General features: G+C 40.2%; 26 protein-coding genes. 13 read left to right on the forward strand and 13 right to left on the reverse strand.

The window, feature by feature from the left end; translation table 11 throughout:
* Positions 1–149: 149 nt before the first annotated feature.
* From J7384_RS17855 to J7384_RS17910, 12 genes are all read right to left on the reverse strand, one after another.
* Positions 150–554, reverse strand: a complete 405-nt coding sequence (locus J7384_RS17855) for a hypothetical protein (RefSeq protein ID WP_209115906.1) — start codon at positions 552–554, stop codon at positions 150–152.
* An 8-nt stretch (positions 555–562) separates the two neighbouring features.
* Positions 563–1,783, reverse strand: coding sequence for a N4-gp56 family major capsid protein (locus tag J7384_RS17860; RefSeq protein WP_209115907.1), 1,221 nt, complete (start codon positions 1,781–1,783; stop codon positions 563–565).
* A gap of 4 nt (positions 1,784–1,787) precedes the next feature.
* Positions 1,788–2,771, reverse strand: a complete 984-nt coding sequence (locus J7384_RS17865) for a hypothetical protein (RefSeq protein ID WP_209115908.1) — start codon at positions 2,769–2,771, stop codon at positions 1,788–1,790.
* Positions 2,772–2,904: 133 nt separating this feature from the next.
* Positions 2,905–4,962, reverse strand: a complete 2,058-nt coding sequence (locus J7384_RS17870; RefSeq protein WP_209115909.1) for a hypothetical protein — start codon at positions 4,960–4,962, stop codon at positions 2,905–2,907.
* A gap of 3 nt (positions 4,963–4,965) precedes the next feature.
* Complete coding sequence (locus J7384_RS17875) at positions 4,966–6,639, reverse strand: hypothetical protein (protein WP_209115910.1); 1,674 nt, start codon at positions 6,637–6,639, stop codon at positions 4,966–4,968.
* Entirely contained in the window at positions 6,639–7,208 is a 570-nt protein-coding gene (locus tag J7384_RS17880) for a hypothetical protein (protein ID WP_209115911.1), read from the reverse strand. Before J7384_RS17880 ends, J7384_RS17875 begins: the two co-directional genes overlap by 1 nt.
* A 121-nt stretch (positions 7,209–7,329) precedes the next feature.
* Positions 7,330–7,566 (reverse strand): hypothetical protein, encoded by a 237-nt coding sequence (locus J7384_RS17885; protein WP_209115912.1) that lies wholly within the window; start codon positions 7,564–7,566, stop codon positions 7,330–7,332.
* A complete protein-coding gene (locus tag J7384_RS17890; RefSeq protein ID WP_209115913.1) occupies positions 7,563–7,877 on the reverse strand; it encodes a hypothetical protein in 315 nt (104 codons plus the stop codon). Before J7384_RS17890 ends, J7384_RS17885 begins: the two co-directional genes overlap by 4 nt.
* 10 nt (positions 7,878–7,887) lie before the next feature.
* Entirely contained in the window at positions 7,888–8,379 is a 492-nt protein-coding gene (locus J7384_RS17895; RefSeq protein ID WP_209115914.1) for a hypothetical protein, read from the reverse strand.
* Positions 8,380–8,381: 2 nt separating this feature from the next.
* Positions 8,382–8,726, reverse strand: a complete 345-nt coding sequence (locus tag J7384_RS17900; RefSeq protein ID WP_209115915.1) for a phage holin family protein — start codon at positions 8,724–8,726, stop codon at positions 8,382–8,384.
* Between the two features lie 520 nt (positions 8,727–9,246).
* Positions 9,247–9,603 (reverse strand): hypothetical protein, encoded by a 357-nt coding sequence (locus tag J7384_RS17905; protein WP_209115916.1) that lies wholly within the window; start codon positions 9,601–9,603, stop codon positions 9,247–9,249.
* 6 nt (positions 9,604–9,609) lie between these two features.
* The gene (locus J7384_RS17910; protein ID WP_209115917.1) at positions 9,610–10,065 is read right to left on the reverse strand and encodes a hypothetical protein; all 456 of its coding nucleotides are present in this window, start codon (positions 10,063–10,065) and stop codon (positions 9,610–9,612) included.
* 137 nt (positions 10,066–10,202) lie between these two features.
* Here J7384_RS17910 and J7384_RS17915 point away from each other — a divergent pair, with 137 nt between their 5' ends.
* Positions 10,203–10,757: a hypothetical protein gene (locus J7384_RS17915; RefSeq protein ID WP_209115918.1), complete on the forward strand. Its 555-nt coding sequence runs from the start codon at positions 10,203–10,205 to the stop codon at positions 10,755–10,757.
* Between the two features lie 26 nt (positions 10,758–10,783).
* Positions 10,784–11,044: a hypothetical protein gene (locus J7384_RS17920; protein ID WP_209115919.1), complete on the forward strand. Its 261-nt coding sequence runs from the start codon at positions 10,784–10,786 to the stop codon at positions 11,042–11,044.
* 293 nt (positions 11,045–11,337) lie between these two features.
* Here the strand turns inward: J7384_RS17920 and J7384_RS17925 are convergent, their stop codons facing one another.
* A complete protein-coding gene (locus J7384_RS17925; protein ID WP_209115920.1) occupies positions 11,338–11,562 on the reverse strand; it encodes a hypothetical protein in 225 nt (74 codons plus the stop codon).
* Positions 11,563–12,248: 686 nt separating this feature from the next.
* Between J7384_RS17925 and J7384_RS17930 the strand changes: the two genes are divergently transcribed.
* The 11 genes from J7384_RS17930 (at position 12,249) to J7384_RS17980 (ending at position 15,210) form a co-directional block, all read left to right on the forward strand.
* A complete protein-coding gene (locus tag J7384_RS17930) occupies positions 12,249–12,773 on the forward strand; it encodes a hypothetical protein (protein ID WP_209115921.1) in 525 nt (174 codons plus the stop codon).
* Positions 12,774–12,817: 44 nt separating this feature from the next.
* Entirely contained in the window at positions 12,818–12,964 is a 147-nt protein-coding gene (locus tag J7384_RS17935; RefSeq protein WP_209115922.1) for a hypothetical protein, read from the forward strand.
* Positions 12,965–13,030: 66 nt separating this feature from the next.
* Positions 13,031–13,195: a hypothetical protein gene (locus tag J7384_RS17940; protein WP_209115923.1), complete on the forward strand. Its 165-nt coding sequence runs from the start codon at positions 13,031–13,033 to the stop codon at positions 13,193–13,195.
* 6 nt (positions 13,196–13,201) lie between these two features.
* The gene (locus J7384_RS17945) at positions 13,202–13,462 is read left to right on the forward strand and encodes a hypothetical protein (RefSeq protein ID WP_209115775.1); all 261 of its coding nucleotides are present in this window, start codon (positions 13,202–13,204) and stop codon (positions 13,460–13,462) included.
* Positions 13,463–13,487: 25 nt separating this feature from the next.
* On the forward strand, positions 13,488–13,754 hold the full coding sequence (locus J7384_RS17950) for a hypothetical protein (protein ID WP_209115924.1): 267 nt from the start codon (positions 13,488–13,490) through the stop codon (positions 13,752–13,754).
* Between the two features lie 8 nt (positions 13,755–13,762).
* Entirely contained in the window at positions 13,763–13,972 is a 210-nt protein-coding gene (locus J7384_RS17955) for a hypothetical protein (RefSeq protein ID WP_209115925.1), read from the forward strand.
* 6 nt (positions 13,973–13,978) lie between these two features.
* Positions 13,979–14,125 carry a hypothetical protein gene (locus J7384_RS17960; RefSeq protein ID WP_209115926.1) on the forward strand — a complete coding sequence of 49 codons (147 nt, stop codon included), beginning with the start codon at positions 13,979–13,981 and terminating at the stop codon, positions 14,123–14,125.
* A 30-nt stretch (positions 14,126–14,155) separates the two neighbouring features.
* Entirely contained in the window at positions 14,156–14,350 is a 195-nt protein-coding gene (locus tag J7384_RS17965; protein ID WP_209115927.1) for a hypothetical protein, read from the forward strand.
* 47 nt (positions 14,351–14,397) lie between these two features.
* Entirely contained in the window at positions 14,398–14,571 is a 174-nt protein-coding gene (locus tag J7384_RS17970) for a hypothetical protein (protein WP_209115928.1), read from the forward strand.
* A 42-nt stretch (positions 14,572–14,613) separates the two neighbouring features.
* Positions 14,614–15,051, forward strand: coding sequence for a DNA translocase FtsK (locus J7384_RS17975; protein ID WP_209115929.1), 438 nt, complete (start codon positions 14,614–14,616; stop codon positions 15,049–15,051).
* Positions 15,052–15,063: 12 nt separating this feature from the next.
* Positions 15,064–15,210, forward strand: a complete 147-nt coding sequence (locus J7384_RS17980; RefSeq protein WP_209115926.1) for a hypothetical protein — start codon at positions 15,064–15,066, stop codon at positions 15,208–15,210.
* Positions 15,211–15,234 lie beyond the last annotated feature (24 nt).

Raw genomic sequence — 15,234 nt, forward strand, 5'->3', positions numbered from 1 at the left:
ACCACTTACTAAATACTTAATTACTATTTATCTAAATACTAAATAACTAGTAACTAACTACTAAGTATTTTTATAACACTCAACAAAAAAGCCACTTCCGTCAAAAAGTGGCTTTTGATTTATTGAATAACTTAACTAAAAAAAGGTAATTAATTACCTTCAAAAACATAGTCAAATACAATATCAATGGCACCTGTTGCACTAGCACCTTTAACCGTAGCGGTTAAAATACAAGGCTCATCAATATATACCGGCGCGCCGTCATAGCGCGTGGTTTTATCCGACGTTGTCGTAATGGTTGTAAACTTATTTGGTTCATCTGCAGTTGCACTTTGCGGATATTGAACCCCTAGTTGCAAGCTCGTGCCTGCCCCTAAGTTCTTAGTTACTGCCTTGATATCATCAACGCGAATACCAGCGCCAAACTCGCCTAGCTGCACTACAGTATCAACCGGGGTACTAGCTAAGTTAGCATGGCCATGAAAGGAACTTTTATTGCCATAATGGCCGTTAAAGCTTGTTTTAGATAAACTTGGAGCACGTAATTCAGGCATAAGACCTCCTACTTAACTGCTGTATCTAAGGTTAAAATGCCGTGGTCACGACGATAACCCAGGCTGTCTTCAAAGCTTAATTTCTTAAGACCTTGCACCCAGTTAATCGACGTTTCACAAGCATTATCGTGATCGACCATTTCTTTGTTGATATTGAACTGGCGACCATTACTTTGCTTAGTCTTACCATAAGCCGAGGCAACGGCTTGTGCGCCCACTAAAATAGAACGCTCCACTGGCACCGCTGCCGTTTGTTGACTCACTGTACCTGCCTTATCATTAGCAGCCACATCAACGTTATCACCAGCATTCCAACGAACGCGACGATTCATAGGCTTCACTAAGATATTGCGATACATCAGGCAATCACCTTTAAATACTTGGTGATTAAAGCCAGAGCTTCGTTTTTGCGCATTGGCAATCATTTGGTTCCAGTCTTTTGCACTGGCAGAGGTTTGAAAGTCATTCCACTGACGCGGAGTAACAAACTGCACATACATTGGTGACTCATCCGCTTGCTTATCGCCAGTTAGGCGAATATAAGGGATAGGGTTAGCCATTTCTTGTAAGTGTAACCACATATTGTCAACCGACTCTAACGAGAATAAATCTGCAGAATCTAATTGATCAACACTGGTCGCATCACCGCCGTAAAACTTACTGTCGTAGTTTGGCACTACCAACTCATTAACCATAATTTTGGCAAATGACTTAGCTGCTTCTAATGGCACAATATTGTAGTTCGGATCAAACGCCGTACCACGAGCACCACAGAAATGATAAAACGCCACTTCATCCATTAACTGCTTGTAGTACACCATCAACGACTGGCGCCCCGCTTCAGTTAAATTGTGAGCAATCTCTTGCTGAGTCATGGCACCACCATCGTCAACCATGTGACGATACTGGTCAATTTTCAGCGTATCGTTAGCAAAGGTTAGGTTGTCACCTCGACCTGCTAAACGAGTATCACCCATTGTTGGCTCTTTGGTTAATCGGTGAATAATATCCACCGTCACCTCTTTACCCTGACTTTTTGACAAGTCAGAAACACGTACCACAGGTGAACCGGCATCGGTTTGTTCGCGGCCAATTTCTTTCATACCTTTAGGTGCTTTTTTCGCTGCACCAGTCAGCATGTTCAAGAAACTTGGCTCTCGAATAATCGCGGCAAATAGCGCCGCGTTAAATAACTTCTGTTTACTACCTTCAGGAATATTAACAGGCATCAGCTTATCCTAATTCATTTAACAAATCGTTAAGCTGATCTCCCCCCATAGCATCTAAAGTTTGCACTAATTGGTTGTCACTTTGTGCAACTAACCGCTCAGCTAACGGCAAATCAGGCACATGACCTGAACCGTTAGCGTCAGCTATAGAATTGGGAACATCAGCACCTGGAGCGCTTTCCTGAGGTTGAACTTGTTGCTGTGAATAGGTAGCCACCACTAAATCAAAACGGTCTGCAATCGCCATATCGGGGTGCGCCGTTCTAAGTTGATTATCAATCGCAATCAACTTATCTCGATTCCCCTCGTCCTGAAACAAACGATTAAGCACGCTATTGCCCGCTAATGCCTGTTCCACTTCTGCTTGGCTTGGCTCATTAGGTACTATTGCTTGAGCACCGTTTTGCTGCTGTAGTTGCTTTTGTAAGATCGCGTTTTGGTTAGCCAAAATTCTAACCGCATCCCCGACCTCACCATACTCACCTAAGTTATTCAGCACGTCATCGGTAATCTGCTCGTGTTCTGGCAGTACCGGTGCTTGAATATCATGCTTTTCAAACTGCTGCTTGTTAAGTTGATTTAGGCGCTGCTGTTCATCTAACTGAGCTTGTAACTCAGAAATTTGACGGTCTCTTTCACCTAAAACACCATTAACTTTCTGTAACTCTTCACGGGTCCCCGTAAGCACCTCATAAGGAATTAAGTTTTTACCGTCTTTAGTCAACACACCATCAATATCAATCTCGCCAGGCGCTGCGTTTGACTCCGCTGTTTGCGCTTCGTCTACACCTTGTTCGTCGTTATTATTGGTTTGCACTTCATCGGTTGCATTAGCTTCATCGTTTGGCGCTACGCTTGCCTGTTCGGCTACACCTGATTCATCCGCTAAAGAGCTAATATTATCAATTGCCGCTAACAACTCAGCTTCATCACCCGAGGCGAGCAACGCATCAACATCTAACTCTACATTTTGATTTTCAACACTCATAAACACTCCTAATTGCCCTGTCGCTGGGCTTGCGAAAATAAAAAAAGCCACTTGGCTGCTAGGCACAAATGGCTTTTTTTATTTCAGCAAAGGCCGCTTAGCGGCCATGCTTTATTTAATGTAAAAACTAAATTTAATGGGGCATCTGACCAAATAATTGGTCAATTTCCATCGCGGCTTGTTTAACCCTATCATCACCAGCAAAACTCATCTGTTGCTCTTTTTGTTGAATTTGCGTCATTAAATCAACCGCTTTAACCCCTGCTAACTGACTATCGGCTTCATATTTACCGGCTCGCTGCTGGCTTTCCAAAAGTTCAGCTTCTTGCTTAGCTATCGCTAATTGGCGCTCTTTCATTGACAGCTGTTCAAGCTCCGCTTGCTTTTTCTGCTGCGCTTCAATTTTCTGCCTTAGCTCATCAGAAACATCATCCAAACTCACTGGCAAGCCCATTGCTTGCTTGATTTCTTGCACTCGTTCGTGTTTACGCGGCAAATCACTAAGCTCAATAATATCTGGCAACAATGCTAACTGGGCTTGTTCAGGCAAGCTTTGTGCTATGGCCACTAATCTATCTTGCGCTTGTGCGCGATACCCCGCGGTCGATTGAATATCAGCCAACACAACATGAGATTTTGTGAGCGCAACTTGATTGTTAATGTTGCTTCCATCGCCAACGACTTCGTTAAGCTTAATGGTTTTAGTAGGGGCTGAATCATTTCGGTTAACGACAACTTGCATTGGCTTATCGCCAATATCTTCAACAATCATTGCCAGCAATAACTCATAGACCTTTTGTCTAGCAAACCGATAGTTATCATTAAGCTCGCTTAAAGTAACGCTACCTTGTTCAACTAATGACGCTATAGCAATACCTGACTTAACCCCATCACCTTCTTGACCTAAGAATGATGGATAAACACCGGCAACATCCTGAATTAACCCCTTAGCCTCTTGCATAATGGTGAACTGCTGGGATGCAATATGGGTTTCAGCATCTATTTTAAATGTTTGTGTTTCTAGGTTTCGGCGCTTGGCATTTAAGATGATCACACCATCAGGCTTAGCAACTTCAGCGCGAACATCTTCGTTACTCATATCAGTCGCATCATCATCCATAATTACTCGACGCGCTTTTAATATCCAGGTTAATACTGAGCGCCTGAAATTATACTCGTCTTGTGCGGGCATCATCGCCTTTGCCAGACCGTAAGGCTTTCTAGTATCACCTTCTCGATAACCCCAAAAAGGCACCCAAGGAAATTCATTGTGCGGGTATCGGCTATAACCATCGTGCACCATGTGCATACCGATATACCAAAGTTCTCTCATCACAACATAACTGCGCTTTTCAAGGCGAGCACCGCCAAATAGCACCATATTCATATGCTGGCTATTGTTGCGTTCAAACTTAACCACGAGATTATCACTGATAAGTACAACGCCCTGTTCATAAACTCGCTTAAACAAGTGAACCACTCTCACTTGTTTGCGTTCATCACTAAACCAATCATGCCGATCTAAATTAGACGCGTCTTGCTCATTATAACAACCCAACAAATCAGGGCTCAGCTCATCAATACCTTCATTGGTGTTAAGCTCCTCCCAATCACTAAACACGTTTTCAATGAGCTCTTTATGCTTTGGAAATGTTAGCTTTGCTGTGTCTTCATCAAACCAACGCTCTCGGCAAGCCCAACGAGCATCTTTCAAGTCAGGGCGTTTACTGGCCCAATCCCAATGGATTTCGCGCCAATCAACTTCCTCAGCAACATAGTCCTCACCAAATGGGTCTGTATTTCTTCTAACTTCAACCCAACCCAATCCAGCTTTTACTTGTCGGCCATAAGCATCTGATACAGCTCTATCAACCATTGCTAAACGAGAATGTTCGTTTAGTTTTTCATTAAGCCCCTCTGAAACTTCGGTACCTTTTTCGTCATCGGCTTGCACAATTGCATCACGACGAGTTTTAGCCTCATTACCTAACACACCGTTAATGGCTGGCTGCATTAAATTAACGATAATGACTGGCTGACCGCGCTCCTCCATTACACTGACAACTTCAGGCTCTAATTGTCTACCATCGTAATACGCCTCAGCTCTGGCCGATTCAACCCGCCAACTTGGTTGTTGATTAATGTCTTCAATAATGGCCTCAATTAGTGGCCGACCCGAAAGATCAAACATCAACTACAATCTCCAATTCTTCTTAACAGATTTAGTGTGGGTTCTAGGTTTTACTCTCGGCATCCGTCTTAGCATTTCTTGACTTATCGCATAGCTCATTACATTGTCATCAAAACAGCCTTCACGGGCGTTTGTCCTACCTTTTTCATCAATTACATACGTAAAACATTGCTCAATCGAATGGCGACACAAAATGCCGCTCGATTCATCGCGAATAAGCGCTGCTAAGTTATCAATAATAAAAGGCTTACTGGCAACTGTGGTTAACCAACCCACTTTTTTGGTTCTATCCTCTATTCGCTTATCCAAATCTTCTTGGATATACAAATTCGGATAATCCAAATCCTTTAATCGCAGCAATACTGCATGGCCATGGTTATTTCGCTCAGGCCCTAAAAAAGCCTCGTTGTAATGTCGGCCGATAATATTTAATAACCGACCAAATAAATCGGCATCCAAGTGACCGTGATAATGGCAACATTGCACCCCAAGCTGATCTAACACATCAAAGCTAGAAAAATCACCTTGCTCTAAGCCCTCGGCAACATCAGCACCCACAGCGTATTGCTGACTTTTTACCGGCTCAGCAAATACCTGAATCAACCCACTAGCTGCTTTAAACTTAACGCCTTTATCATCTCGCTCTAAGGCGTCAACTTCTGCTTTCGTTAACGGCTCTAAAGCATTTTTAGCCCAGTTAACCCGCATCCATTTAATCGGATCAATACACTGACTCAAACAAGTCATCATGCCATCGGTATCAAATACAGGACGGCCAGAAAATAAAAATGCCTCTTCAATATTGCACGGGTATTCTTGCTTAAACTTATCTAAGCTTTTAAGCTCATTAATCTTCAGCCTGCGCCAATAAAGCTGCTCATCGTCAAGTTCAAAGGCGTACTTCTCACCATTAATATGATGTTTAATTTGTTTGCACAGTAGCTCTTCTGCTTCTGTTCTAACAAAGCCTTCTGGCAAGCGCTCTCGGTATTCATCTTGCCAATACCAGGGGACAAAAATAACCTCGAATTGTCCCTCGCCTTTGACTGCATCCATTACATAGTCATAAAAGCTGCCACCAACGCCGTTAGCAGTCGATTCTAAAATAATCTCACTACCATCAGCGTTGGGTACTGCTTGCATCACACCTGCAAGTATTTCACTGGCAAAAGGCCAAAAAGCCACTTCAGAGCCATGAAACAATTGTGCGGTAAAGCCACGCCCGGTCTCTGCATTTCTCGCAGTACCCAACTCATAAGAGCCAACAATTTCGGGAAACGACATCCCGCCTTTTCCGCTATCTTGCCCCTTAGCAGGCTTTACATAATCAGGGCAAAACTCATGATAGCGCTGAACCATTTCATATAGTTTGCCTGTTGTCTTACTCTCGTGACTTAAAATAAAAGCTGCTAAACCTTTACCTTCAGTAACCTTTTTGTAGTACCTGGCACCAACATAGGTAGAACCACCTTGTTGACGCCCTTTGAGTAAAACTTTTCTTACCTTTCCAATGCGTCTTAATTGGTCTTGGCACTCAGCGTGAATATGTTGCTGAGCTTTATTTATAATGAGTGGTTTTACCGCACCTTCTTTTGTTCTTATTCGCAAACAAACTTTGGCAAATGCTGAAAATGGAGCGGTTCTAATCTCCAGTATTTTGGTTAATCGACAGCTCATTAAGCATCAGCAAGCGAAGCTTCTTTTATCTGTTGATGAAGATCGTTTAGTGCTTCGTCATAACTACCGGCCTTATCATCTTCATCTAACCGATAGACTTTACGCTCAAGCTCGTGAATAGTTTTCATAGCGTTAGCAGCATGGTTTAAGCTCTTACCCGTGTAATCAAGAGGAAGGTCAATTTCAAGAGACTTACCTTTACTCTCGATTGTTATATAGTCTTGGTTTAACTGAGCTTGCAGTTTTGCCATAAAGCCTGCCACTAAGCTTCGCATCTTAGTTAAGTCACCACGTTGATTAGTGATTACACCAACTTTTTCTTCGGCTGCTTGCTCAACTATTTGCTCATCTTCACCTGTTAGTACTTTTCCAGATACTAGGCGAGATTCTTTATCTTTTAAGCGAGACTTAACTTTGCCACTTAAGTCTTTCTCCCAGCTACCTTCACGGCGCTTGCGCCTAATTGTTGCTTCAGAAACATTGTGGCGTTTAGCTAACTGCCGGTTGCTATATAATCCAGTGCGATACTCGCGCTCGACAACTTCCCAATCAATACTTTTATTTGCCATATAAAAAAGCCAGCGCTAGGGCTGGCTTACTCTTAGTTATTAACTATTACAATACTCAAGCTCGTAGATGTAACGCATTAACTTAGCAACATCTTGCTCTGTTAGTACAAGCACCCTTTCGTTATTTAGGGTTTCTACTTTTGGATTTATCACTGGCTTTATCGCTACGCATTGAGACTTCTTTAATGAAGTCATCTGGCATCCGCTCAGCATTAGCACCAAAGCTATGCTTAAAAGCATCAATAGGATCTTGCTCAGCATCATCAACCTTCTGCTTAAATTCACTTTGTTTTTTGTTTGCTAACGAGGTTGTGAACAACTCCAACAACTTGGTTAGCAACAACAAAAACGCTTTCATCGGATACCTCTTCGCCTATCTGACGAACTTGGCAATCGACTATCCTTGCTGTTCAAATTAACGGCAATCAAATCAATCCAGCCTTGCATTTCAGCCAATACCATTTTTGCACCCTTGACGTAACTGTCATCTTTGGTGCTCGGTGTAACCGACGTTACTTTAACTAATACCTGACAAATTAAAGACGCAGTGCCAATCACAGATACAACAGCAACGCTCATACTTTCAATAGTTGGTTCAACACCAAAAAAACGCACAGCTAAAAAAGCTATTAGTGCGATCAAAAACAATGCAATCATTCTCTTCATCATTCACCTCTCATCAAAAACAGTCACTTGGCCAATGTTTATTAACCATTGCCAAATAGTGTTCAACACTGCCCTTACCCGATTTAGTGTTATAAAAACGCTTCCAATAACTCGCCCTAGCTTCTCTAGTGCCAGGTATTACCTCAGGCACCGTCCAATATCTAAGGCGGCAAAATATCGCGGCCAACAATGGGTTATAAGCCAACTCAACATATTTAATATGCGCAATTGAAATACCAAAACTGTCATAAACCTTGCTGGCAATATCACCACTTTGGTATTTCTTTTTAAGCCACTCAAATGTGCCTTTATCTATTTGTGTCCACCCAATACCTAGCTTCAATGGATGTCTATCGCGAAACGTCCCAAGACCAGTTTCAACACAACCAGTTTCTAGCATCATCGTTGGAGCGGTACCTTCAGCTCCATGACCAATACAATCACATACAGCCAAGCTCAGCTCTAGTGCAATACGCTCACTGACCAGACCATATAAACGCGGCATCGTTACTCAGCCTTAAAAAAGTTTGGAAAACGCTTGCGGGTAGCCTGCTCAAGCAAATGAATTGCCGTACCACCCATATGGCCAGAGATACCTGCAGCAAAAGCGGTTAATGTCAAAGAAACGCCAAACTCTTGGCAAACCAATACCGTCAGCATTCCAGCAAACCCACTAATAGACCATTCACCAATCAACTCAGTCAAAGAAAAGTCTTTACCTGATTTTTTCAATCGAGCGATATATGCTGCAGTACTTCCCCATACAGCAATTAACATACAAAAAAAGAAAGACGAATTTTGCTGAACAAATACCAGCAACGCGCTTAATGTAGAAATGGATTCATTATTCATAAGGCAAAAAAAAGCCAGCGAAAGCGCTGGCAAATAGTTAATCCTTGGGGGATAAATAAATGTTTGGAAACATGTTCAACGCAACTTTCGCTACGTTACGAAGAAATTTAACAAACTAGCTCAAAAAAAACTACTCATTTTGAGTAAATTTTTAAAAACATTCATTAACCACATGTTTTATAAGAAAATTAACTTTCACTTTTAACAACTATCGGCAGTCCATGTAAGTGAAAACAATCCCGTTGTCCTTTATCAACTAATACTTTTCACAACCTTAAAATCGTGACAAGTCACGATGAAACAACATATAAACGTGACAGTCACGCTTATGCTTTTAGGGCAGAATCAGCCACTCCAATACCAAACCACTCATACTGGCCGCACTTCACACACTGATAACGCGCCCTGACTTGCTTACTATAATAGTTAAGCACCTGCTCGCCACTAACCTTCATACTGACTGATTTACAAGGTTCACACTTCTGACTTTCAGGAGGTGAAACTTTATACAACCCGGTCATCAAAAACACTTCCTGTTAACTTCGTCAATTACGACCAGTTTTGCTTTTTTAACTTTTCGTTTATAAGTCGAAAGTGAGCACTTAATTATCAAAGCTCTTTCTGACTGGCGTATTGAAGATCTAACATCAAGCCTTAGCGCTTCAGCAGCCAAAACATCTACCTTTGCCAAACTAGCTACAGCTTGCTCAATAGCAAACTCAACATCATCTACCGACCAATCAACAAAACTTCTTTGCTTAACCTTATCTTTATTGACCAATGCATTAGACGTCATACCTGGTAAGCGGATATTACCCGCCAAACACCAAGCAGCCCAACGCTCCAACCATTCATCGATATTATTAAGATCAAGCATCAATAATTACTCTCGATAATCTACCCCGGGCTTTGGCAATCCTCGTTTGCTACTTTGCCTTAGCATACATTGGTGATAACCGCTCTCTATGGTGCCAAACGCCTTATGGTCATCTGTTATAGAGACCATGATATCGCCTTTTAAAATAGGAATGTCAGAGGATAAACATTCAGCCACATGCCAAATAAAACCGCCCTTTTGACGAACGAAATCGGCCTCATTTGAAAAAATAATTGGCTCAATGAGCAATACTTGTTTATGAAAGGATTGATTGATTGTCTTAAGTGTAGTTCTTCGACCCTTTCTGCATTTATTACCTACTGTCCAGTGACAAACAGAATAGCTAGCTGCTTCCTTTAATTGTCTTACAACCTCTTGAACAACACTTTGTTTATCGAACACACCAACGATAGCAATTAACATAAAAACTTGAAAAAACTCAATTTGAGTAAATACTAACAATTAGATTATCTATTAACAACTATTAGCTAATTATTAATCAACTAATTAATACGCAAAACACTATATTTAGCATGTAAATATCTTTATTATTTGAAATGTTAAATCAATAATCACTCGCAACTAAGGTGCCTCAAGGCATGAACGATAAAATAGAAAGCGCAGATATAATTCAGCAAAGAGCTAGGGAAACCATCAAGCAATTGCGAATTGATAACTTTGGCAAGCGCAAAGTACCAGAATTTCACCAAGCACTAGTTAGCGTTCTTGGACGCCATTTGCCACCAACCACCTATCGAGGCTATGAAGACTCTTCAAGAAGAATGCCTATAGATATAGCTATCGCAACAGCTAGAATACACAACGTTCCGCTAAACAAAATATTAGGTGTTAGTGACTTACAAGATGATGTATGGATACAAGATCAAGACCAAGCACTAGACCGTGATATTGACTATTCGATATATACAACACCTAAGGCGATAGACGAAAGCGGCTTTAAGATCAAAGCTAAAACATTGCTAATGTTTAAAAGCGATATACAGTTTTCACACACAAACATCTTTTTATGTAAAGACAATCACGGCCAAACTGCATTACATGTATTTAGCAGCCAAGGGCAGATAACAACAGCTAGAAACAACGATAAACTAGCTATTGTCGGCCAATTGGCCTTTATTATGGAATCAATATAAAAAATAAACCTACAAATATCTTCAAAATGAGTATATTATCAAAAACTCATTTTGAGTATATTGGTTTATTTATGTTATTTGGTTACGAACAAAAGAAACAACTAGAAGAACTACGAGCATTAATTCAAGGTGCGATTCACATCATCAATAGTTCACATGACGAATCTGAGCAACTACCACCAGAGCAAGCACTAGACAGATCACTAGACAACAACAACAGCGCTTCGCACTTACTTAGACGCGCACAAAGAAACTGCCTTGAAATAAAATCCCACCTCGACAGCTAGCACTTAGCATCTCGCCATAATTCAAACACTTATTTCTACCTACTTTTTCGTTGCCTTTTTCATGGGCAATAAAGGCCACTCAAAATGACAACACTTACAGTGGTTTTGAATGTGATCTCTGATCACTTCGTTATGCCATGTTCCACACCTGTTACTGCAATATTTATTTAATGTTTTTCCATAGGCTTTGGGTTTAACAGTCTCGCCTTTAGCATTAAATTGACGACTGACCTCTAAGCTTCCACATTTAGGACAAGGACTGTCGCAAGGTCTTACTTCTGACATACAAGCCTCTACTTTTCCGAAAGCTCTACTTTCAAAACCTCAATAGCTAATTTTGTCTTTTCGATTTCTAAATCATTTAGTTCATTTTTCTTATCAACCGAATAAACAATAAAACCAACAAAGGCGACAAAACAAAGCATTGAGAACAAAGCAAAACAGTCTTCTATAAAATTTCTCATCACATCCTCACTTAACAACTTTCTAGCATCAAAATAAACAACAAAAATACTCAAAACGAGAAACAAAAACAACTAAAAAAACCAATGTCGCAAAACGGCGCAATGCGTCATTTTGGCGAGTGCGCCAAAAAACACATATCCAACAATAACAACACCATACATTCAAAAACACACTTTTCACGCGTGCAACACATGTGCGACAACCTTTAGACTTTCGGGTTGATTTAATTGTTTTTCTTTCAGATACAACAACTAACGAGCACCTAACATAACTCAGCATAATATTTGGTCCATGGAGAATATTGTTATTTTATACATATGATGATGTTTTAAAATTCATCCATCCCTTTTAAATGTTAGGTATTAAAGGCTCTTTGCGATTTTATTATATCGTTAATATATCTGCTTATTGAAAAGAGCAAAAAAACAACTACAATAGAAAAAATACTCAATTCGAGAAATAAAAATGCACTTTAAATACACCAAACAATTACAAGCAGGAATAATTTTTGGTCGCCTGAACGGAAACGTTTTCGTTGTTGAGCAAACAGGCAATGAAATGGAATGTTTGAATTGGGCTATCAAGTACTGCAAAAAGCATCATCTGCCACTGCAACTCAGCAATTAATGTTTTACATAAACAACTAGAGATCAACGCTACGAACAAAACCAAGGTTTGTAGGGAAATTCAGGCTTTTTGTCTCTATAAATTCGAAATGGAACTTTTATAGAGAACTTGAATGGCAAATGAACAATTTAAACAACGCGCTTTTAACGCAGCACAAAGCGTACTTAAAAATAATGAGGAGAACAAAGTGTCAGAACAAGATTTAAACCAAGCCAAAACTGAAGCTATCACTAGCTTTTTAGACACAATGATCGGGGCTTTAGAGTCGGGTTTTACTGACAAAAACAACCCTACGCTGGCTGAGATTTATCATTTTGCTACGTGGCACATCAAAGACAACTATCGTCAAGATATACCTAGCTTGGCTGAAAAATGGGGTGAATACGTTGAAGCTGAGTGCAAAGGAAATTCAGCTCAAGATAAATGGTTAAAAACTGACGAATTACCCCCAGAAAACGAAAAACTTTGGTATTGGGTTTATATACCAACTAATGATGCTGTAATTCTGGCTAGATTCAATAACTACAAACAATACGGTGGCTTTGAAAATTGCTGGCAAGATATATGTAACGATGACTTTGAATTAGCGAATACGCTATACCAGCCGATTACTGAGCCTTTGGCTCCGAAAAAGTAGGCTTTTTGGCTTACAGAATTGTACTTAAAAATAGGAATGCAGTAGTGAACGAAGAACAAAAAAAGAAAGCGGTTTTCGCGCTAATGTTTTACGTAAACCAAAATTTAACGGCTAGTGAAGCTATAGAAATAATTGAAGCAATAGAGGCTGGCAAAGTTCCATTTATTAGCGCAGAAACTTCGCAAAAGTAGGCTTTGCCCTACAACGAATTGTACTTAAATCGAGTAACTATGAGTAATAAGCGAAAAAGAATTGGAATGCTAATTTCACTAAGAAATTCACTGGGCGATATTGAAGTTGACGCGAAGAACCAAACGCCCGAAATATTGATTTCAAATATGAAAATCATGCAAGAGCATGTAAAAGAAATTCTAGCGTTAGATGGTGTTGCTCCAATGCCTGCTGACACTGTTTTAAAGTAGGCTGATATGAAGAAGAATTTAACCTTTATTGTTTCTATTGCATGGCAAAAAACAAGCTCTGGTACAACTGAGACTAGATTAAGAACTAGCATCTACTTTAAAGACCGTGACGGGGTGAATAGTGAAGATGAAGCACTTGGTCGCGCAATGAGAGAGCAAAAGAAAGAATTTGATGTACCCGCTGAATTCAGTCCTTTTGTTCACAATACGGCGTCGACTTGGCAGTCGGCCAAGAAATCAGACCTAAGTTGTCTTAGATACTGTTAATTAAGCGTACTTAAACGGAGAAATTATGAAAAACAGAATAGCGGCACTAATTATCACAACAATAATGGCTTTGTTTGTATTCGGTGCAACCTTTGCCGTTGTTTTAATGCTCGGCTTTGATATTAAACCAATCGAAGGGAGCGAAAGAACTCAATGTGAAGCCACTTTAATTGGAAGCGCCATTTTAGCGGTAGTTTTCATCGGCTTCTTCAACGGCGTTAAATGCTTAATGAACACTTTTAGTTGGTTCGTTGAAGAATTCGATAAACGCGACCACATGGATTTGGGGTAGAGGTTACTATGACTGAATATGAAAATTTATCAGACGTTCCATGCCCTGAATGCGGTAGCGACTTTATGGCTTTATCAATTGAATCAAGTCGCGAAATGGGCTTTAGCCGCATACATTGCACTGAATGTGCCGACTTCTTCTTTACAAAGAACACGCATGAAGAAGGCTTATTAAAAGCTTTTCAGAAGAAGTACAAAGTAAAGATTACACAAAAGTAGGCGCTCATGAGTGACGACATAATTACAGGTTTTATTGTTGGTTTGTGTGCTTTTCCAGTATTGAAATTCATAATTTCAGCTATGTTCGAAAAAGCAACTAGAGAAATAGAACAGTCTTTTGGCGAGGCCGCTGAATACAAAGATCAAGATTAATTAAAGCGTACTTAAAAAGAGGAAATGAAATTGAAAGCTAACAACACACTTAAACGTAATTTTGCCATTCACTCACCATTTGGGCGTGGCGGCAGCATCTTCTTTGACAAGGGTGCAAAGTGTTATGTGTCAAAACCCGATCTTCATGGCGATTGCAAAGTTAATTTTGGCGTGGCGCACACGAAAATGACAAAAGACCAACGCGAAGAATTTTTAACGCATTAAAGTAGACAAATAACTAGTACCAACGCGTACTTTAGGAGAAACGGACAATGTTTATTAATGAGCAAGTTAAACGCTTAATCGCTATCGAGTCAAAAGCTAAGTCTATTGCTAATAAAATTGACGTTAATTGCGAAGATAGTCAGAAGCAATATGAGGAACTTTCTATGCTAGCAAATGAGCTAGGTGGAGTTATTAACGCTTTAGAGGCTTCGCAAAAGTAGGCTTTGGCCTGCTCAGAATTGTACTTTAGGAGAAACAAGTAAATGAGCATTTACTACGACAAATACAAGAAAGAACTTGATGAATTAGCAATTGATGAACACGTTGAGCGTGTAGAACTAGCATACAAGCATGCAAAGGCTTTTATCACAGATACCAATCAAGTGAGCATTTCAAAGATTCAAAGGGCGTTACGTATTGGTTATAACCACGCAGCAAGTATTGTTGAAAGAATGGAGTCTGAGGGCTTAATCAGCAAGCCAACTAGTGACGGTTATAGGCATGTTTTAGATGCTGCTTATTCCATAGATACGGGAATATCTCACCAAGTAGAAAAAAAGAAAAAACTCTTAGAACTTATGCGCGAAGCTGAAAAGTTGGCTTATGACTACTTTCAAAATTGTGAAGTGGGCAGTGAGCGAAACGCAGCAGCACAAGTTTATGAAAATATCAGGACAGCAACTATGGTTCGTTGTTCATAAAAGTAGGCGCTCATGAGTGACGACATAATTACAGGTTTTATTGTTGGTTTGTGTGCTTTTCCAGTATTGAAATTCATAATTTCAGCTATGTTCGAAAAAGCAACTAGAGAAATAGAACAGTCTTTTGGCGAGGCCGCTGAATACAAAGATCAAGATTAATTAAAGCGTACTTAAAAAGAGGAA

Origin of the sequence: Endozoicomonas sp. G2_1 (genome assembly GCF_017744155.1) — a bacterium.
Taxonomy (GTDB): Bacteria; Pseudomonadota; Gammaproteobacteria; order Enterobacterales; family Alteromonadaceae; genus JAGHQT01.